The following is a 20482-nucleotide window of genomic DNA, read 5'->3' as shown; positions in this document are numbered from 1 at the left end:
GCGAATGATAATGATGATCATTTACATTCAATAAAGGTTCTCTTATGTTGCCACGGATTAACCAAAGGCCATTTATTCTTTCAGCCCTGACATTATGCATGTCCGGCGCTACTTTTGCAGCGACCTCTCCAACACACGGTTCAACGTCCGACGAAGATACGGTGATCGTTACGGCTAACCGCACAGAAAGTAGTCTCTGGGATAGCCCGGCAACCATTCAGGTTATCGATCGCCAGACGCTACAAAACTCCACCAGCGTTTCTCTTGCTGATGATTTACAAGATATCCCCGGCGTCGAAGTTACCGATAACGCTCTCGCAGGTCGGAAACAAATTCGTATCCGTGGCGAAGCTTCTTCGCGGGTGCTGATTTTGATAGACGGCCAGGTCGTCAGCTACCAACGTGCCGGACAAAACTACGGAGCCGGTTTACTTATTGACGAATCCGCGCTGGAACGCATTGAAGTGGTCAAAGGCCCTTATTCTGTCCTCTACGGTTCGCAGGCGATTGGCGGCGTCGTGAACTTTATTACCAAAAAAGGCGGCGATAAGCCTCTGGGTGGTAGCGTTAAGGCTGTTTATAACTCCGCAACGGCAGGATGGGAAGAGTCAGCGGCAGCCTGGGGAAGCATCGGTAACTTTGACTACCGCATCAATGGCAGCTATTCCGACCAGGGGGATCGCGATACACCTGACGGAAGATTGCCCGACACCAACTTCCGTAATAACGGCCAGGGAGTGTGGCTTGGCTACAACCTCGATCGCCACAAAATTGGACTCTCACTCGACCGTTATAAGCTTTCCACTCAAACCTGGTTTGACGATCCCGAAGGTCAGTTCGACGACTTTAGCGTCAAAATTCCTAAGCTGGAACGCGAGAAAATCGGTCTTTTCTACGACTACGCGGCCGACGGGGATTACCTGAAGAATATCCATTTTGACGCATACACCCAGACAATAGAGCGCAAATTTGAAAACCGGGTCAAAACGACCCAGATTATCCCCAGCCCGATGATTAAAGCGCTGACGGTAAGCAATCAAACCAATACCAACGACAAACAATATACCCAGGGTGTAACGCTGCAGGGCAATATCTCCCTTCCGGCTAACAACACGCTGGTGATTGGCACTCAGTATCAGCATGATAAAATAAAACAGGACACGGACGGCAGTACACGCCAGACCGCGGCTACCGGCTTCTTCGATACGCAAACCCATACCCTGTCATATAACGAAGCGGAACAAAGCAACACCTCACTGTTCGCGCAAAACGACTGGCGCTTTGCCGATGACTGGACGTGGACCGTGGGCGCACGCCAGTACTGGCTGTCTTCGAAACTCAATCGCAACGATACGCAAACCATCCAAAGCAGCGGCACCACCTGGCAATCCACCGGGGGAAATTCCGTTCACGATGATGAACTGGTGACCTCGACCAGCCTGCGCTATTCCGGCTTTGAAGATCTTGAACTCCGGGCTGCATACGCCCAGGGCTATGTCTTCCCCACGCTTACTCAGTTGTTCATGCAGACATCCGCCGGCGGCAGCGTTACCTACGGCAACCCAAACCTGAAGGCGGAACACTCAAATAACTATGAGTTGGGCGCGCGGTATAAAGGGAATATGTGGCTGATTGACGGTGCTATTTATTACTCCGAAGCCAAAGACTATATCGCCAGTCTGGCCTGTTCAGGCCAACCCGTTTGCAACGGCAACACCACCTCTTCCCGCGGTGGCTATTACTACTACGACAACATCGATCGTGCCAAAACCTGGGGCATGGAATTAACCGCAGAATACAACGGCTGGGCGGTTTCCCCCTACCTGAGCGGTAATCTCATTCGCCGTCAATACGAAGGCAACACCATAAAAACCTGGGATACCGGCGAACCCACGCTGACCGGGCGCGTTGGCCTGAAACATACCTGGTTGATGAATGTCGCTAACGTGACGTCCGATGTCTTTATTCGCGCGGCGTCCCGCGCCAAAGATAATACCGGCACCACGGAAATAAACTATCCAGGCTGGGCCACGCTTAACCTCGCATTCAACACCGAGTTTGGTCCGCAGGACCAGTATCAGGTCAACCTCGCGCTCAACAACCTGACCGACAAGCGTTACAGAACCGCGCATGAATCTATCCCAGACGCTGGTTTCAATGCCGCTGTTGGCTTTGCGTGGAATTTCTGACGATGAAAAAACTCATGATTGGCTTACTGAGCCTCGCCTGTGTTTTCAGCGCCCAGTCCGCTGACCGTCTGGTGGTGGCGGGCGGTTCGCTTAGCGAACTGATTTACGCCATGGGCGTCGGCAACCGGGTGGTTGGCGTCGATGAAACCACCTCGTACCCACCTGAAACTGCCGCACTCCCGCATATCGGCTACTGGAAGCAGTTAAGCAGCGAGGGCATTTTATCGCTGCACCCAGACAGCTTTATCACCTGGCAGGATGCAGGCCCTCAAATCGTTTTGGATCAGCTCCGGGCGCAGAAAGTTAACGTCGTTACATTGCCGCGCGTACCGGCCACCGTCGAGCAGATGTACGCCAACATTCGGGAGCTGGCTCAAACGCTGCGCATTCCTGAACAAGGTGAAGCGCTGGTCAATCGCCTGCATCAACGTCTGGATAGTGTTCAGCACAGCGTGGCGGCGAAAAATGCGCCGGTCAAAGCCATGTTCATTCTCTCCGCTGGCGGCAGCGCGCCGCAGGTCGCCGGCAAGGGCAGCGTTGCCGATGCCATTATGACCCTTGCAGGCGCACAAAATGTCGCCACCCACGCGCAGTATAAAAGTTACAGCGCGGAGTCGCTGATCGCCGCCAACCCGGAGGTGATCTTGGTGACGTCGCAAATGGTGGATGGCGATCTGGCTCGTCTGAGCGCGATTGCCGGTATTACCCACACTGCGGCCTGGAAAAATCAGCGCATTGTGGCGGTAGACCAGGCGCTGATTCTGGGAATGGGGCCTCGCGTCGCCGATGCGGTTGAAGCCCTGCACCAGCAATTCTGGCCTCACTAACTGGATTTATAAAAAAGAATGAAAACTGAACACTCGCTGGATCTCACCGCGCATTTTGCGCTTGAGGGAAGTCAGCCCTTTAAGGATCGCCGCGCCACAATGCCATGGCGCGGGGCGATCCCGATTGCCAAAGAGCTATTGTCACAAACCTGGCAGGATGTTATCAGCCAGCCTACCCCGCCGCGTAAACGGCTGGTGTACTTGCATATCCCTTTTTGTGCAACGCATTGTACTTTCTGCGGTTTTTATCAAAACCGGTTCGAAGAAGATCACTGCACCCGCTACACCAACGCGCTGTTGCGCGAAATAGAGATGGAAGCCGATAGCGCGTTACATCAGTCAGCCCCAATTCACGCCGTCTATTTTGGCGGCGGTACGCCTTCAGCGCTGTCAGCACGGGATCTGGGCAGAATCATCACCGCGCTGCGTGAAAAGTTACCGCTGGCGCCGGACTGCGAAATTACCATTGAGGGACGAGTGCTCAATTTTGACGATGCGCGAATTGATGCCTGCCTTGACGCTGGCGCCAATCGGTTTTCGATCGGTATTCAATCTTTTAACAGCCGGATCCGCAAGAAAATGGCGCGCACCTCGGACGGCCCGACCGCAATTGCCTTTATGCAGGGGCTGGTAAAACGGGATCGTGCCGCCGTGGTATGCGATCTGTTGTTTGGTCTGCCAGGACAAGATGCAAAACTGTGGGGCGACGATCTGGCGATTGCCCGTGACATCGGCCTCGACGGTGTAGATCTTTATGCGCTGAACCTGATCCCCAATACACCGCTTGGCAAAGCAGTTGAAACCGGGCGCACAACCGTTCCCTCTCCCGCCGAACGTCGCGATCTCTATCTTCAGGGTTGCGATTTCATGGACAGCGCAGGCTGGCGCTGCATCAGCAACAGCCACTGGGCGCGTACCACGCGTGAACGCAATCTGTACAACCTGCTGATTAAACAGGGAGCGGACTGTCTGGCATTCGGCTCAGGCGCCGGGGGATCAGTCAATGGCTATTCCTGGATGGTCGAGCGCAATCTGACGACATGGCATGAATCTATCGCCGCCGGGAAAAAACCGCTAATGATGATGATGCGTACCGCCGAGCGTGGTTTCCAGTGGCGACACACTCTCCAGGCGGGCATTGAAACGGCCCGTGTCCCGCTGGATGAACTGACGCCTCATGCACAAAAACTGACCCCGCTACTGACCCAATGGCATCACGCAGGACTGACGCGAGATGCCAGCACCTGCGTGCGCCTGACCAATGAAGGGCGTTTTTGGGCAAGCAATATTTTGCAGTCTCTTGATGAACTTATTCAGGCACTTAACGCGCCGCGCATTGCGGTAGAACAACCATACCAGGAGTGAATTATGAGCCATGTCTCTTTACAGGATTTTTTGAAAACTGAACCGGACGGTACGCTGGAAGCTATCGCTGCCCAGTACAACACCACGCTGCTGGAGGTGGTGAAAAACCTCCCCTCCCCGACGCTGGTTTCCGGCGATCAATTTGATACCGTCTGGGAAACCGTCAGCGAATGGGGCAAAGTCACCACCCTGGTCCATACTGCTGATGTCATTCTGGAATTCACCGGTGAATTACCTTCCGGATTCCACCGTCATGGCTACTTCAACCTGCGCGGCAAAAAAGGCATGACCGGTCATATCAAGGCAGAAAACTGTACGCATATTGCCCTGATTGAACGCAAATTTATGGGAATGGACACCGCGTCCATTCTCTTCTTTAACCAGGCGGGTAGCGCGATGTTCAAAATTTTCCTCGGTCGGGATGAGCATCGACAGTTACTGGCCGAACAGGTCAGCGCCTTTCACGCGTTGTCTTCATCTTTAAAGGAACATGCCTGATGGCTCCATGGCTCATTTTTGGTGCGGGTGGTAGCGGCGTCGGTGCGAAAACGCTTGAACTCGCACTGGCGGAACAACGTCCGGTAATTGCCGTCGTTCGCAACGCACAGGTCGCTGCTGGGTTGCAGGAAAAAGGTGTACAGGTCTTCATCGGCGACGCCTGCGATAGTCAGGTCACCGCCTGTGCCTGTCGCGCAGCGGGTCAACATGCCACGGTGATCTCCTCCATGGGCGGCGCCCAGGATTATCTGGCGCACAGAACCGTCATTGATGAAGCAGAAAAAGCGGAGATCAAGCGCATGATTCTGGTGACCTCACTCGGCTGCGGTGACAGTTGGCCTTTTCTTTCTTCACGCGCAAAGGCCGCATTTGGTCAGGCTGTACGGGAAAAATCGTTGGCTGAAAGCTGGCTACAAACCAGTCGACTGGACTACGCCATTCTCCGCCCCGGCGGTTTGCTGAACGGTGCAGCCACCGGCCAGGCGCAACGAATACAGGCTCAGGAGTGTCACGGCTTTGTAATGCGTGCAGATGTTGCGAAGCATATTCACGAACTGGCCACTGCGCCGGCACTCAATAACCAGATTTACAGTTTGGTTGAGCCGGGACTGAAACCCGCGTAAACCCCTCACGGCGCGGGAACTCCGCGCCGCAAAGACGTTATGGAGCGTTACGTGCTTAAGGACTCGCTTTCTTCCGTCAGCATCCTGACGGGTCTTTCTCTTTTGCTGGTTGCTCTGATGCTCTTCGGTGCCAGCCAGGGGGCGCTGAACATTAGCTTCAGCGCTCTGTTCAACGACGAATATCGTGATATATGGTTAAACATCCGCCTGCCTCGCGTGCTGCTGGCCGTTCTGGTCGGTGCTGCGCTGGCGACGGCTGGGGTCATCATGCAGGGACTTTTTCGCAATCCGATGGCCGATCCTGGCCTGCTTGGCGTCAGCAGCGGCTCCGCGCTGATGGTCGGCATCGCGATAGTTATCCCATTTTCGTTCCCCGTGGTGCTGGTGCTGTATGAGCAGATGATTTTTGCCGTCGCAGGCAGCATGGTGGTCTGCACGATTATTTTCCTGATAAGCCAGCGTCATAACCACGGTGGAATGATGCAACTGCTGTTAGCCGGTATCGCTATCAATGCCCTGTGCGGTTCGGCTATTGGCGTACTGAGCTATGTGGGCGACGAGCAGCAGCTACGTCAACTTACATTGTGGATGATGGGAAATCTCGGCCAAGCCCAGTGGCCAACGCTGTTGGTTGCCAGCACGTTTGTTCTTCCAGCCATTGTTGTCACCATCTGCATGGCGGGAACGCTTAATTTACTGCAGTTGGGTGATGAAGAGGCGCATTACCTCGGCGTAAACGTCAAACGTAAGCGTCAGCAGTTACTGTTGCTCAGTTCGCTCCTGGTTGGCGCTGCGGTTTCCGTCAGCGGCGTAATTGGCTTTATTGGCCTGGTGATCCCGCATCTGATCAGAATGACGACCGGCGCCGATCATCGCTGGTTGATTCCCTGCTCTACGCTGGCCGGTGCCTGTTTACTTCTGATTGCCGATACGTTGGCCCGCACACTTGTTCAGCCAGCCGAAATGCCCGTTGGCCTGTTAACCAGCCTGATCGGTGGACCGTATTTCCTGTGGTTAATACTGCGTAGCCGGAGGGTGTCATGATCGTCGCTGAAAATCTGGTCTACCACATTCAGGGAAGACGACTGACCGACGACGTTTCCCTGACGCTACCTGATGGAGAGATCATCGCGATTCTTGGCCCGAACGGAGCCGGGAAATCGACGCTGCTACGCCAGCTTACGGGATATCTGCAGCCCCACAGTGGGCGTTGTAGCATGTTTGGCAAGCCGCTGGACAAGTGGTCAATCACCGAGCTGGCAAAAACCCGTGCCGTGATGCGCCAGAATAGTCATATGGCCTTCCCGTTTAGCGTTCAGGAGGTCATTCGCATGGGCAGACATCCGTATCGTACGCGCAACACGGGCGATGAAACGGAGTACATCATGGCATTGTGTGATTGCCAGGCGCTGGCCGCACGCGATTACCGGCATCTCTCGGGAGGAGAACAACAACGGGTACAGCTGGCGCGCCTGCTGGTTCAGCTTTGGGAGCCCGAGCCTGGGCCGAAATGGCTGTTTCTTGATGAACCCACCTCCGCGCTGGATATTCACCACCAGCAGCACCTTTTTCGTCTGCTACGTCGTCTGGTGCGTGAACGGCAGTTTAACGTCTGCTGCGTCCTGCACGATCTCAACCTCGCGGCGCGCTATGCCGACCGCGTGGTATTGATGGAGCGCGGCAGGATAGTTGATAACGGATATCCGCAGGATGTCCTGAAGCAACGGTCGCTGAACGCGCTGTACGGTGCCGATCTCACGGTCATAAATGAACCGGAGCATCGAACGCCGATTATCGTCCTCAATCAATAACAGACCGGGAACCCCTGGCGTGGCGTTCCCGTTTTTCTCCCTTTACCCCCTTTTTTCACCTTTTCTAAAAACGCCCTTGACCTTCCCCTTGCTGGAAGGTTTAACCTTTATCACAGTCAGTTAATCCTGCAAAAAAGGAGTTGGTTATGTCTCAAACAATCGATCTAACCCTGGACGGCCTGTCCTGTGGTCACTGCGTAAAACGCGTTAAAGAAAGTCTGGAACAACGTCCGGACGTTGAGCAAGCGGATGTCACCGTGACAGAAGCGCATGTTACCGGGAGCGCCAGCGCAGAAGCGCTGATTGAAACCATTAAACAAGCCGGTTACGGCGCGGAGTTAAGCCACCCAAAGGCTAAACCGCTGACGGAGTCATCAATCCCGTCGGAAGCACTGGCAGCGGTCCCTTCCGAGCTTCCGGCAGCTACGGCTGATGATGACAGCCAACAGTTGCTGTTAAACGGCATGAGCTGCGCCAGTTGTGTGACCCGCGTACAAAATGCATTGCAAAGTGTACCGGGCGTCACGCAGGCACGGGTAAACCTGGCGGAACGCACTGCGCTGGTAATGGGCAGTGCCTCCGCCGCAGACTTAGTACAGGCGGTCGAAAAAGCGGGCTACGGCGCAGAAGCGATTGAAGATGATGCTAAGCGTCGCGAACGTCAGCAAGAAACCGCCGTGGCAACCATGAAACGTTTTCGCTGGCAGGCAGCCGTCGCGCTGCTCCTGGGTATCCCGGTCATGGTATGGGGCATGATTGGCGACAACATGATGGTGAGCGACGACAACCGCAGCCTGTGGCTGATGATTGGTCTGGCAACGCTTGCCGTGATGGTTTTCGCGGGCGGTCACTTTTACCGCAATGCGTGGAAAAGCCTGATGAACGGCACCGCGACCATGGATACGCTGGTGGCGCTGGGTACGGGGGTGGCATGGCTCTATTCCATGAGCGTCAACCTCTGGCCGCAATGGTTCCCGATGGAAGCGCGACACCTCTATTATGAAGCCAGTGCCATGATTATCGGTCTGATTAACCTCGGACACATGCTGGAAGCGCGGGCTCGCCAACGCTCGTCTAAGGCACTGGAAAAACTGCTCGATCTGACACCGCCGACCGCACGCGTCGTCACTGACGAAGGTGAAAAAAACGTGCCGCTGGCAGAGGTGCAGGCTGGAATGTTGCTGCGCCTGACCACCGGTGACCGCGTTCCGGTTGATGGCGAAATCACTCAGGGTGAAGCCTGGCTGGATGAGGCCATGCTGACCGGTGAGCCGATTCCACAGCAAAAAGGTGCAGGCGATAGCGTCCACGCCGGTACGGTCGTACAGGACGGTAGCGTGCTGTTCCGCGCCAGCGCTGTTGGCAGTCAAACCACGCTGTCGCGCATTATTCGTATGGTGCGCCAGGCGCAAAGCAGCAAACCGGAAATTGGCAAACTGGCCGACCGCATCTCGTCGGTGTTCGTTCCGGTCGTGGTCGCCATTGCGCTGGTCAGTGCGGCTATCTGGTATTTCTTTGGACCAGCGCCGCAGATTGTCTATACGCTGGTAATCGCCACCACCGTACTGATTATTGCCTGCCCTTGTGCGCTGGGTCTGGCAACGCCGATGTCGATTATTTCCGGCGTCGGGCGTGCCGCTGAATTTGGGGTGCTGGTACGTGATGCCGATGCGCTGCAGCGCGCCAGCACGCTCGATACCATCGTGTTTGATAAAACCGGGACGCTAACTGAAGGCAAACCACAGGTTGTTGCCATCAAAACGTTTGGCAATACCGACGAAGCGCTGGCAATTCGTCTGGCAGCGGCCCTTGAACAGGGTTCCAGCCACCCGTTAGCCAGGGCGATTCTGGACAAAGCAGGTGATGTCACGCTGCCGCAGGTCAACGGTTTCCGTACGCTGCGCGGTTTAGGCGTCAGTGGCGAAACGGAAGGTCATTCGCTGCTGCTGGGAAACCAGGCGCTGCTCAATGAACAGCAGGTAGATACCACTGAAATGGAGGCTGAAATCACCGCTCAGGCTTCCCAAGGCTCAACCCCGGTACTGTTAGCGATTGACGGTAAAGCGGCAGCGCTGTTAGCGGTACGTGATCCTCTGCGTAGCGACAGCGTGGCAGCGCTCCAGCGTCTGCACCGCGCCGGGTATCGTCTGGTGATGCTCACCGGCGACAACCCAACGACCGCCAACGCCATTGCCAAAGAGGCGGGTATTGATGAGGTGATTGCTGGCGTTCTGCCGGACGGTAAAGCCGAGGCGATTAAACGTCTGCAGAGCCAGGGGCGTCAGGTTGCCATGGTCGGTGACGGTATCAACGATGCGCCTGCGCTGGCTCAGGCTGATGTAGGGATTGCCATGGGTGGCGGCAGCGATGTGGCGATTGAAACCGCCGCGATTACGCTGATGCGCCATAGCCTGATGGGCGTTGCCGATGCGCTGTCTATCTCCCGGGCAACGCTGCGCAATATGAAGCAGAACCTGCTCGGCGCGTTTATCTATAACAGCATCGGTATCCCCGTTGCCGCCGGGATTTTGTGGCCGTTCACCGGAACGCTGCTCAACCCGGTCGTTGCCGGGGCGGCGATGGCGCTCTCCTCCATTACCGTGGTGAGCAACGCTAACCGACTGCTGCGCTTCAAACCTAAAGAGTAAGCCTTTACCGGATGGCGCTCTGAACGGAGCCCCAAATCATTCGCGTTGCATTAAGGCGGCAAGTATAAAAACCCCAGGAGCATGGCCAACTATGTGACTGGGGTTTTTGCACGCTGCCAACAAAGAGGCTGAGGGAATGATGAAGTGTATTTGCACCTTCCAGGACCACGCGCTAGCATGGAAGTCTACTTAGGGAGGCCGTATGGATCTGTTGTACCGGGTAAAATCATTTTTCACCGCGCTACGCGGCAACCACTATACCTGGCCTGCCATCGACATCTCCTTGCCCGAAAACCGCCATTTTCATCTGATTGGCAGTATTCACATGGGCAGCCGCGATATGGCGCCTCTGCCTGCCAAATTACTCAAAAAGCTCCAGCGTGCCGATGCGCTCATTGTCGAAGCCGATGTTTCCGGCGACGACGCGCCGTTTGCCAACCTTCCGACCTTTGCCGCACTGGAAGAGCGCATCAGCCCAGAGCTGCTAGATAATCTGCACAAAGTCACCGACGAGCTGGGTATTTCCCCTTCCCTGCTGTCTACCCAGCCGCTGTGGCAAATCGCCATGGTCTTGCAGGCAACGCAGGCGCAGCAGTTGGGGTTGCGGGCAGAATACGGCATTGATTACCAACTTCTGAATGCGGCAAAACAGGTGCATAAACCCATAATCGAGCTGGAAGGCGCATCCAGCCAAATCGAGCTGTTGTGTCAGTTACCCGATAACGGACTGGCTCTACTGGACGATACCCTGACGCACTGGCATACCAATGCCAGACTGCTACAACAGATGATGGGCTGGTGGCTTAAAACGCCGCCACGCAATAGCGAACTCACTCTACCCAATACTTTTAGCCAGTCGCTGTATGACGTTTTGATGCATCAGCGTAATGCGGCCTGGCGCGATCGACTCAGGGCGATGCCTGCCGGGCACTATGTTGTAGCCGTTGGCGCGCTGCATTTGTATGGAGAAGGAAATTTGCCGGAGATGTTACGGTAAAAAAATGGCCAATATTACTATTGGCCCGTCAAAGAGGAATTTCATCATTATTATGATCCCGACGCTTAAAGCATCGGTGTAGTTCGATTGTCGCTCAAAGTCATCATCCTGCCAACACTATTGCGCAAGATGGTACTATTTTTTAGACAGACATCAGGCGTATGCTTGTGTCGTATTTTGTCTGGGCCAGGAAAATTGCTATGACACCCGCCGTTAAATTACTCGAAAAAAACAAAATTTCTTTCCAGATCCACACCTACGATCACGATCCGTCCGAGACGAACTTTGGTGACGAAGTGGTACGCAAGTTAGGTCTGAATGCGGACCAGGTCTACAAAACGCTACTGGTTGCCGTGAATGGCGATATGAAGCACCTGGCGGTTGCCGTTACGCCGGTAGCCGGTCAACTGGATCTCAAAAAAGTCGCCAGGGCGTTGGGAGCCAAAAAGGTCGATATGGCCGATCCGATGATCGCGCAGCGAACCACCGGGTATCTGGTAGGCGGCATCAGCCCGCTGGGGCAGAAAAAAAGATTGCCGACGCTCATCGACGCTCCCGCCCAGACGTTTGACACCATTTATGTGTCCGGCGGCAAACGCGGGCTGGATATTGAACTGGCAGCGGGCGATTTGGCGAAAATTCTGGATGCGAAATTCGCCGATATCGCACGCCGTGATTAATTGTCTTTTGCCCGGTGATACGGCGATTGAGCCTACTGCGATTACAGGGCGTGATTGGTGAAGACAGTTTGGACTCGGCCAGCGCGCAAGAACCGGAGCGTAGATGTAATAAGTAGGATTATTGGGCCGCCATGAAGGGCGGCCCGGAGGAGCGGATAAAATGATGCCCCAAATTGCCCTGTTACTGCCAGCTTACCTCGCCCTTCGGCTCATACGCACCAGCATCGAGCGGTGAGTTCTTCTGCACGTACTCTTTCAGCACTTCCGCATCAATAAACCCGGTATTTACATAGCCAGGCTTGTTATCAATTCGCGGATAGCCATCGCCGCCGGTGGCATTGAAGCTCAGCGTTGCCATGCGATAGGTTTTGGCTGGATCAACGGGTTCGCCTTTAATTTTCAAATCGTTAAGCTTGCCGTCTTTCGCCACGAAGCTGACATTGGCAAACTGCGGATAGGCCCCGGAATCCGGCTTCATTTGCGCCACGGCGGTCAGATAGTCAATCACCTCTTTCCCGCTCATGTCGGCGTACACCACGATGTTACCGAACGGCTGCACCTTCAGCACGCTCTTATAGGTAATATCACCGCCTTCGATGGAGTCACGGATACCGCCGCCGCTCATCACGCCAAAATCAGCGCTGGTTCGCGCCATTTGCGCAGCCAGCAGTAAATGCCCCATGTTGGTCTGCACGAAACGGACTTTGCTACGGTCGCCTTCGAGGCGCGCATTGACGCTACCAATTTTCACGTCGAGCTGCGCTTTACCTTTATTCTGGAACGGCGTCAGCAGAGAAAGCATTTGCTGATTTTCTGCAATTTCCGGGGTGTAGAGTACGCGCTCACTTTTACCGTTGTCCCAGGTCACTTTTTTCTTAAGGTTGACGGGGATGAGCTGGTAGTTAACCATTTTCATTTCGCCATTGCGGAACTCAAAGTCCGCCCGCCCCACGTATTTCCCCCACTCATGCGCCTGCACAATCCAGATCCCGTTTTGCTTGTCTGGCGCACACGGCGTACCCGGCACGTAATCAACCTGCTTCTTGTTTTCCGCGGCCATACATACCGGATCCTGCGAGTGACCACCCACAATCATTGCCAGCGATCCCGCCGGCAGGCTGCGCGCCATTTCTACGTCGCCAGGTGCGTTCGAGCCGTGATTGCCATTGTCATAATGTCCCATATGGGTGGTCGCAATAATGATGTCCGGCTTTTCCCCCATATTCAGTTCCTGGATAACCAGTTTGGCTTCATCAGCAGGTTTACGGAACTCAATATCGGTAAAGAACTCTGGGTTGCCAATTTTCGCCGTATCGTCAGTGGTTAAACCGAGTACGGCAATTTTTAAATCCTGGCGCTTAAAGATGGCCCACGGCTTAAACAAACGCTCGCCGGTGCTTTTCTGATAGATATTGGCCGAGAGAAACGGGAATTTGGACCATTTTTCCTGCTGGCGCAATACGCTAAGCGGATTATCAAACTCGTGGTTTCCGACCGCCATCGCATCATAGCCAATCAGGTTCATTCCGCGAAAATCAGGTTCCGCATCCTGCAGATCAGACTCCGGTACGCCGGTATTAATGTCGCCACCGGAAAGCAGCAGTACACTGCCTCCTTCCTCAGCCACCTCTTTACGAATACCGTCCACCAGCGTTTTTTGTGCCGCCAGCCCGTATTCACCGTATTCGCTGCGCCAGAAGTGACCGTGATGATCGTTGGTATGCAGAATGGTAATTTTGTAGGTTTTATCTTTTTCGTACGCCTGTGCAGGTTGACCTGCCAGCGCAAATGCGGCTAATAACGCCAGCGCCACGCCCCGTTTTAAAAACTTCATATTTCACTCCCTGACTCAATATCAACCGCCATACCCGTTATCCTTCAAATTACATGTGCGTTGGCTGCGCTCACTTCCCCCTGTCGCTTATGCAGTAAGCTCCTGGGACTCTCGCGTTTGCCGCCTACCTGTAAGTCGAATTAGTTCGGGCATAAAATTACAGCTACTGAAAATAATAGCCGAAAATGTTTTCAGAAATGAGACTTCCTTCAAACACCTTCCGCAGGTATGTTAGTCAGGTAATAATAACAAATTAGATTACCCTCATAATCGCAACCCAAACAGAAGTGACTTTCTATGGCAATAAGTGAACCAACCCAGCCAGTGGCTGGCGCGTCAGCGTCGGTTGCTAAAGCACGCACCTCATTTGGCATTTTAGGGGCAATCAGCCTCTCCCATCTGCTAAACGATATGATCCAGTCGCTGATCCTGGCGATTTATCCGCTATTGCAGTCAGAGTTCTCGCTGACGTTTATGCAGATAGGGATGATTACCCTGACCTTCCAGCTTGCTTCCTCACTGCTGCAACCGGTTGTGGGTTACTGGACGGATAAATACCCGATGCCGTGGTCGCTGCCCATTGGGATGTGCTTCACGCTGAGTGGGCTTGTTTTGCTGGCCATGGCTGGCAGTTTCCATATGGTCCTGCTCGCCGCAGCGCTGGTTGGTACCGGCTCTTCGGTATTTCACCCGGAATCATCCCGCGTGGCGCGAATGGCCTCCGGCGGTCGTCACGGTCTTGCCCAGTCAATTTTCCAGGTTGGCGGCAACTTCGGTAGCTCTCTGGGACCGTTACTGGCGGCTGTCATCATCGCGCCATATGGTAAGGGTAATGTGGCTTGGTTTGTGCTGGCTGCGTTATTAGCGATTGTCGTTCTGGCGCAAATCAGCCGTTGGTATGCTGCGCAGCACCGGATGAGTAAAGGAAAACCGAAAGTCGCCATCGTGAATCCGTTACCACGGAATAAAGTGGTACTGGCGGTAAGCATCCTGCTGGTGCTGATTTTCTCCAAATACTTCTATATGGCGAGCATCAGCAGCTATTACACCTTTTATCTGATGCAAAAATTCGGATTATCGGTACAAAATGCCCAGTTTCACCTGTTTGCCTTCCTGTTTGCCGTCGCAGCCGGGACGGTGATTGGTGGACCATTGGGCGATAAAATTGGCAGAAAATATGTTATTTGGGGCTCTATCCTCGGCGTAGCACCCTTTACCCTCTTTTTACCCTACGCAACGCTGGAATGGACCGGGATTTTAACCGTGATCATTGGTTTTATCCTCGCATCGGCGTTTTCTGCCATTCTGGTCTACGCGCAGGAGCTGCTTCCTGGCCGTATCGGCATGGTTTCTGGGCTATTTTTCGGTTTTGCCTTCGGCATGGGCGGCTTGGGAGCCGCGGTGTTAGGGCTGATTGCCGACCATACCAGTATCGATTTGGTCTACAAAATATGTGCTTTCCTGCCACTACTGGGGATACTGACCATATTCTTACCTGATAACCGACATAAAGCGTGATTTCCTGACGGCCAAAAGTAAATTTTGGCCGTCAGACTTACAGTAGCCATCAGCCTTTGCCTCTCACATACCGCTGTACTTTTCCGATCCGTGCTTTTTTACGTCTAAAATCCTGTTTTCATCAAAATTCAATAATTATTCACAAACAAAAACATCAAAATTGTCATAAACTATTACTCGTCGTTTGAGTTTTCAGGATTATCACAGCAACCAAAGGAGACGGAATGCATCACGCCACCCCGCTTATCACCACCATTGTCGGCGGCCTTGTGCTCGCTTTTATATTAGGCATGATTGCCAATAAACTACGTATTTCTCCTCTGGTGGGATATCTGTTAGCGGGCGTTCTGGCCGGTCCATTTACACCTGGTTTTGTTGCTGATACCAAGCTAGCGCCTGAACTGGCCGAGCTTGGCGTAATCCTGCTGATGTTCGGCGTGGGGCTGCACTTTTCGCTGAAGGATTTGATGGCGGTAAAGTCTATCGCCATTCCCGGCGCGATTGCCCAGATAGCGGTGGCAACGCTGCTGGGCATGGCGCTTTCAGCGGTGATGGGCTGGTCGCTGATGGTAGGGATCGTGTTTGGTCTGTGTCTTTCAACCGCCAGTACCGTGGTGCTATTGCGTGCGCTTGAAGAAAGGCAGCTCATTGACAGTCAGCGCGGGCAAATCGCCATTGGCTGGCTGATTGTCGAAGACCTGATGATGGTGCTGACGCTGGTTCTCCTGCCAGCCGTCGCTGGAATGCTGGAAAAAGAAGATGTCGGCTTTGCCTCGCTGGCCGTAGATATGGGCATTACCATCGGTAAGGTGGTGGCGTTTATCGCAATTATGATGCTGGTCGGTCGTCGCCTGGTGCCGTGGATTATGGCCCGTAGCGCCGCAACCGGCTCACGCGAACTGTTTACCCTGTCAGTCCTCGCCCTCGCATTAGGTATCGCATTTGGCGCAGTGGAGCTGTTCGATGTCTCCTTTGCACTGGGGGCATTCTTCGCCGGCATGGTGCTGAACGAATCTGAACTGAGTCACCGTGCGGCGCATGACACCCTGCCGCTGCGCGATGCGTTCGCCGTACTGTTCTTTGTTTCCGTCGGGATGCTCTTTGATCCCATGATTCTGATTCAGCAGCCGCTGGCGGTGCTGGGCACGCTGGCGATTATCATCTTTGGTAAATCCCTTGCCGCCTATTTCCTGGTGCGCCTGTTTGGTCACTCCCAACGCACAGCGCTCACCATTGCCACCAGCCTGGCGCAGATTGGTGAATTTGCCTTTATCCTGGCGGGTCTGGGCATGGCGTTAAACCTGCTGCCGCAGGCCGGACAGAATCTGGTGCTGGCGGGGGCGATCCTGTCCATCATGCTTAACCCGGTGCTGTTCGCGGTGTTAGAAAAATATCTCGCCAAAACAGAAACGCTGGAAGAACAGACGCTGGAAGAGGCTATTGAAGAAGAGAAGCAAATTCCGGTGGATATCTGCAATCACGCCCTGCTGGTTGGCTTTGGGCGCGTCGGTAGCCTGCTGGGCGAGAAATTGATGGCTGCGGGGATCCCGCTGGTAGTTATCGAAACCTCACGCACCCGAGTGGATGAACTGCGCGAGCGCGGGATCCGCGCGGTGCTGGGAAATGCCGCCAACGAAGAAATTATGAATCTGGCGCATCTGGATTGCGCACGCTGGCTGCTGCTGACTATTCCCAATGGCTATGAAGCGGGTGAAATTGTCGCTTCAGCACGCGAGAAGTGCCCGTCGATTGAAATTATCGCCCGCGCGCATTATGACGACGAGGTGGAATACATTACCGAACGCGGCGCCAATCAGGTCGTCATGGGTGAGCGTGAAATCGCCCGTACCATGCTGGAACTGATTGAAACGCCGCCTGCTGGTGAGGTGGTCGTTACAGGCTGATGTCGTTGCCGGATGACGCTATCGCTTATCCGGCATGTGCATGATTTAACGATCCCAGTACGACTCTTCGAGGCTATCTTCGCGTTCCGGCAAACCGCGCGTCAGGCGCGGGGAATGCTGGTTCAGCACCTGATAACTCACGCGATTCGCATATTTACACACCTGGGCTAACGACGAATAGGTCAGCCAGGTGAACTTGTGCTTGCTGGAGTTAGGCACGTTGCTGCGGTGATAGCTGTTAGCGGTAATATCATGCAGCAATGCCGCCAGCGCGCCGTCGCCAGCGCCGTTGGTATTCATGATCTTCTCTGGACCGCCCATATACGGTGCGATGTGCGAATACACACGCAGCGGATTAGTACAATCTTTATGGCGCATGGCGCGGCTAAACTCGTACTGGTTGAATTCGGCAATGGCTCCAGGCAGCAGCGGATGCTGGGTTTTACGTTTGACTTCTTCTTCCGTAAAGCCCGCCATATAAAGACCCGCCGGACCCGCTGTGCACAGCACCAGATCCACCCAATCCAGCGCCTTGTCGGACGCCAGCAGCGGATCGTTTTCGCCGGTCAGCGCTTCGGCCTCTTCTTCATTCATCGCCAGAATTGAGACATGCTCTTTCAGGAATGCCTGCCACCACTGCGGATTATCGGCAATGACAAATTTGGTGCCCAGCGTCAGTACCACCGGTACATTGTGTTTTTTAGCAAATTCGATCGCCTTCATGGTCGCTTCCGGCATTGGCTCGCCCGGCTCGCAGCGCACCAGATAAGACGTCAGCACCAGCGCGGACGCTCCGGCAATCACCGATTCAGGGATGCTATCCGCCCGCAGCTTGTTCATATGCCCTGGGCTGATTGCAAAGGTACGCTCACCGGACTCGCCAATCAGCGTAAAGCAGCGACCAATCGGTCCATCTACGCCCTGCAGGTAGTTCAGATCGGTACGACTGGAGGTATTGCATAAATAGCGGTACGCATAGCTGCCAATCTCGATATTGCTGCACATCACACCCAGCAGCACCGAGCGGTCATCCGCCAGCACGGAGTAGTTGTGCATCGTATTACCGATAGTACCGCCCGCAAACTGATGGGTGATCAAATTTTCACGCACCAGTTCCTGGTAGAGCGCTTCAGCGACATCATCTGCAATCACCAGAGAGTGCCCGGCGCTTAATCCATAACGTTTTACAAAGTTATCATCAACTTTGGCTTCAATATCCACCAGCGTCTGGTCAATACCCACCACCCAGGCTGCGCTGGTTTCATTTTCTGGCTGAATTTGTTGCAGCAACGGATCGCGCGCGCTGACGGGGAAATAGTGTTTGGATTTACGTTTACCGGGAAATTTCATGGTCGATTTTACGGGTGGTTAGCTGAGCGATGCATGGTAGCACATTCCCCGCTGCGCATGCGATGCGGCGCTGAGTTTCAATATCGGACGGTGAGATCGCAGTTTATCCGGGATGAATTTCTACAATAACTCACCTTCACAAGGAGCGCTTTATGAAGCCGGAAAACAAGATCCCCGTACTCGACAACATTTCGGATGAAATGAAAAGTGTGGTGAATTTTCATCGCGAAGATTTGCCGCCGTGGCCCGCTGCTGCTGACTTTGTGGCCCAGCGTAAACACTACATTCATGAACGGCAGTTGTGGAATGCCGATGCCCCACAGATGAATACCCGAGAATGTGTTATTTCCACCGCATGCGGCCCCGTTGCCACACGAATTTACACTCCGCAGCCCCATAGCCAGGCGACGCTATATTACCTGCACGGCGGCGGTTTTATTCTCGGTAATCTGGATACCCACGATCGCATTATGCGTTTACTGGCCCGCTATACGCAGTGCACGATAATTGGTATCGACTATTCGCTTGCGCCAGAGGCCCGCTACCCGCAAGCCATCGAAGAGATTGTCGCCGTCTGTCAGTACTTTTATCAGCACGCTGGCGATTATTCCCTTAATGTGAATCATATTGGTTTTGCGGGCGATTCCGCCGGGGCCATGCTGGCGCTTGCCAGCGCGTTGTGGTTGCGGGATAAACAAATTGCCTGCGGCAAGGTGGCTGGCGTGCTGTTGTGGTATGGGCTTTACGGCCTGCAGGATTCACTGAGCCGACGGCTAATGGGCGGCGCCTGGGATGGTTTAACCCGCGAGGATCTGCAGATGTACGAAAACGCGTACCTGCGTAGCGCCGACGATCGCGAATCACCATACTATTGCCTGTTTAATAACGACCTGACGCGCGACGTACCGCCGTGCTTTATCGCCGGTGCGGAGTTTGATCCGCTGATTGACGATAGCCGCTTATTGTTCCAGACGCTACAGGCGCATCAGCAGCCCTGCCAGTACAAAATGTACCCCGGCACGTTGCACGCCTTCCTGCACTATTCGCGGATGATGAAAACCGCCGACGATGCGTTACGGGAGGGCGCGCGTTACTTCAGAGCGCAGCTTTAACGGTAGGCTGCGGTCAGTTTAACCATCATTTCGATATGTTCCGGTGTGGCATTCAGCGCCGGAATATACTCATATTGCTTACCACCTGCCTCAAGGAAAATCTCCCGGTTTTGCACCGCTATCTCTTCCAGCGTTTCAAGACAATCAGCCGCGAAGCCCGGACACATGACCTGGATATGTCGGGTCCCTTTCTCCGCCAGCATTTTTAACGTTTCATCGGTATATGGCGTTAACCACGGTTCACGGCCAAAACGAGACTGGAAGGTCATCATCACTTTTTCCGGCGGCAAGCCAAGCGCAGAAACCAGCTCACGAGTGGTATCGCGGCAGCGCTGCGGGTAGTCATCGCCTTCATCGGCGTAGCGCTGCGGAATGCCGTGATAGGAAAGCAGCAGCAAATCGGGTTCACCATGTTGAGCAAACGAATCACGGGCGCTCTTGGCCAGCGCATCAATGTAGCTGCTGTCATCAGCGTAATCACGAATAAATGAGATACCAGGAATACTGCGTTTACGCGCTAAGATTCGCGCCAGTTCATCCCAGACTGCCGCCACGGTAGAACAGGAATATTGCGGGTACAGCGGTAACACCACCATGTGTTCAACTCCGCTTGCCAGCAGTTCATCGACCGCGCTTTCAAGCGACGGTGAACCGTAGCTCATCCCCAGCGCGACAGGCGTATTTGGCAGACGTTGTGCCAGCGCCTGCTGTTGCGCCTTGCTGTAGACCATCAGCGGGGAACCGTCTTCCATCCAGATTGACTGGTACAGCTTCGCCACGCGTGGCGCACGCAGCGGCAAAATCACACCACGCAGCAGCGGCCACCACAGCGCAGGTGACGTATCGACTACGCGTTGATCGCTTAAAAACTGGCGCAGGTAGCGCTTAACGGCTTCGGGGGTTGGGGCATCGGGAGTGCCGAGGTTTGCCAGCAGGATACCGGTTTTCGTCTGACGCATTACCGCCTCTTATCGATTCAAATTGTTGATAATTGTAGCGGAAAAGCGATAAAGAAGAACTAATTGCTGTGAAAGGTAAGACGAGAATTTGCCTGATGGCGCTGCGCTTATCAGACCTACATAAAATCGTAGGCCGGATAAGGTGTTTACACCGCCATCCGGCATTG

The 20482-nt window shown here is 54.3% G+C and carries 16 protein-coding genes; 13 read left to right on the top strand and 3 right to left on the bottom strand.

Annotated features, from left to right (window positions below):
• Positions 1–44 precede the first annotated feature (44 nt).
• From OGV75_RS10820 to ybaK, 10 genes are all read left to right on the top strand, one after another.
• Positions 45–2189 carry a TonB-dependent receptor plug domain-containing protein gene (locus OGV75_RS10820; RefSeq protein WP_286480645.1) on the top strand — a complete coding sequence of 715 codons (2145 nt, stop codon included), beginning with the start codon at positions 45–47 and terminating at the stop codon, positions 2187–2189.
• A 2-nt stretch (positions 2190–2191) separates the two neighbouring features.
• The gene (locus tag OGV75_RS10815) at positions 2192–3016 is read left to right on the top strand and encodes a heme/hemin ABC transporter substrate-binding protein (RefSeq protein WP_286480644.1); all 825 of its coding nucleotides are present in this window, start codon (positions 2192–2194) and stop codon (positions 3014–3016) included.
• An 18-nt stretch (positions 3017–3034) separates the two neighbouring features.
• Positions 3035–4381, top strand: a complete 1347-nt coding sequence (hutW, locus tag OGV75_RS10810; RefSeq protein ID WP_115190871.1) for a heme anaerobic degradation radical SAM methyltransferase ChuW/HutW — start codon at positions 3035–3037, stop codon at positions 4379–4381.
• Positions 4382–4384: 3 nt separating this feature from the next.
• A complete protein-coding gene (gene hutX / locus OGV75_RS10805; protein WP_016155886.1) occupies positions 4385–4879 on the top strand; it encodes a heme utilization cystosolic carrier protein HutX in 495 nt (164 codons plus the stop codon).
• Positions 4879–5502, top strand: coding sequence for an anaerobilin reductase (gene chuY, locus OGV75_RS10800; protein WP_016152097.1), 624 nt, complete (start codon positions 4879–4881; stop codon positions 5500–5502). Before hutX ends, chuY begins: the two co-directional genes overlap by 1 nt.
• Positions 5503–5553: 51 nt before the next feature.
• Positions 5554–6546, top strand: a complete 993-nt coding sequence (locus tag OGV75_RS10795) for a FecCD family ABC transporter permease (RefSeq protein ID WP_016152096.1) — start codon at positions 5554–5556, stop codon at positions 6544–6546.
• Positions 6543–7313, top strand: coding sequence for a heme ABC transporter ATP-binding protein (locus OGV75_RS10790; protein ID WP_019076187.1), 771 nt, complete (start codon positions 6543–6545; stop codon positions 7311–7313). Before OGV75_RS10795 ends, OGV75_RS10790 begins: the two co-directional genes overlap by 4 nt.
• Positions 7314–7459: 146 nt before the next feature.
• Positions 7460–9961: a copper-exporting P-type ATPase CopA gene (gene copA, locus OGV75_RS10785; protein ID WP_286480643.1), complete on the top strand. Its 2502-nt coding sequence runs from the start codon at positions 7460–7462 to the stop codon at positions 9959–9961.
• Between the two features lie 202 nt (positions 9962–10163).
• Positions 10164–10958 carry a TraB/GumN family protein gene (locus tag OGV75_RS10780; RefSeq protein ID WP_200012541.1) on the top strand — a complete coding sequence of 265 codons (795 nt, stop codon included), beginning with the start codon at positions 10164–10166 and terminating at the stop codon, positions 10956–10958.
• 200 nt (positions 10959–11158) lie between these two features.
• Entirely contained in the window at positions 11159–11638 is a 480-nt protein-coding gene (gene ybaK / locus OGV75_RS10775; RefSeq protein WP_016152092.1) for a Cys-tRNA(Pro)/Cys-tRNA(Cys) deacylase YbaK, read from the top strand.
• 181 nt (positions 11639–11819) lie between these two features.
• On the opposite strand, the gene ushA is transcribed toward ybaK, so the two are convergent.
• Complete coding sequence (gene ushA, locus OGV75_RS10770) at positions 11820–13472, bottom strand: bifunctional UDP-sugar hydrolase/5'-nucleotidase UshA (protein ID WP_016155880.1); 1653 nt, start codon at positions 13470–13472, stop codon at positions 11820–11822.
• 297 nt (positions 13473–13769) lie between these two features.
• On the opposite strand from ushA, the gene fsr reads away from it, so the two are divergent.
• Both fsr and ybaL read left to right on the top strand, forming a co-directional pair.
• A complete protein-coding gene (fsr, locus tag OGV75_RS10765) occupies positions 13770–14990 on the top strand; it encodes a fosmidomycin MFS transporter (RefSeq protein WP_016155879.1) in 1221 nt (406 codons plus the stop codon).
• A 224-nt stretch (positions 14991–15214) separates the two neighbouring features.
• Positions 15215–16894 (top strand): YbaL family putative K(+) efflux transporter, encoded by a 1680-nt coding sequence (ybaL, locus tag OGV75_RS10760; RefSeq protein ID WP_016152087.1) that lies wholly within the window; start codon positions 15215–15217, stop codon positions 16892–16894.
• A 45-nt stretch (positions 16895–16939) separates the two neighbouring features.
• On the opposite strand, the gene gsk is transcribed toward ybaL, so the two are convergent.
• Positions 16940–18244 carry an inosine/guanosine kinase gene (gene gsk / locus OGV75_RS10755; RefSeq protein WP_016152086.1) on the bottom strand — a complete coding sequence of 435 codons (1305 nt, stop codon included), beginning with the start codon at positions 18242–18244 and terminating at the stop codon, positions 16940–16942.
• A gap of 152 nt (positions 18245–18396) precedes the next feature.
• Between gsk and aes the strand changes: the two genes are divergently transcribed.
• Positions 18397–19356 carry an acetyl esterase gene (gene aes / locus OGV75_RS10750; protein ID WP_286480642.1) on the top strand — a complete coding sequence of 320 codons (960 nt, stop codon included), beginning with the start codon at positions 18397–18399 and terminating at the stop codon, positions 19354–19356.
• Here the strand turns inward: aes and hemH are convergent.
• Positions 19353–20315 (bottom strand): ferrochelatase, encoded by a 963-nt coding sequence (gene hemH, locus OGV75_RS10745; RefSeq protein ID WP_016152084.1) that lies wholly within the window; start codon positions 20313–20315, stop codon positions 19353–19355. The two genes, aes and hemH, sit on opposite strands and share 4 nt — an antisense overlap.
• Positions 20316–20482 lie beyond the last annotated feature (167 nt).

This window comes from Citrobacter sp. Cb028, assembly GCF_030336705.1.
Lineage (GTDB): Bacteria > Pseudomonadota > Gammaproteobacteria > Enterobacterales > Enterobacteriaceae > Citrobacter > Citrobacter braakii.
This window is presented reverse-complemented; position numbering and strand designations above follow the sequence as displayed.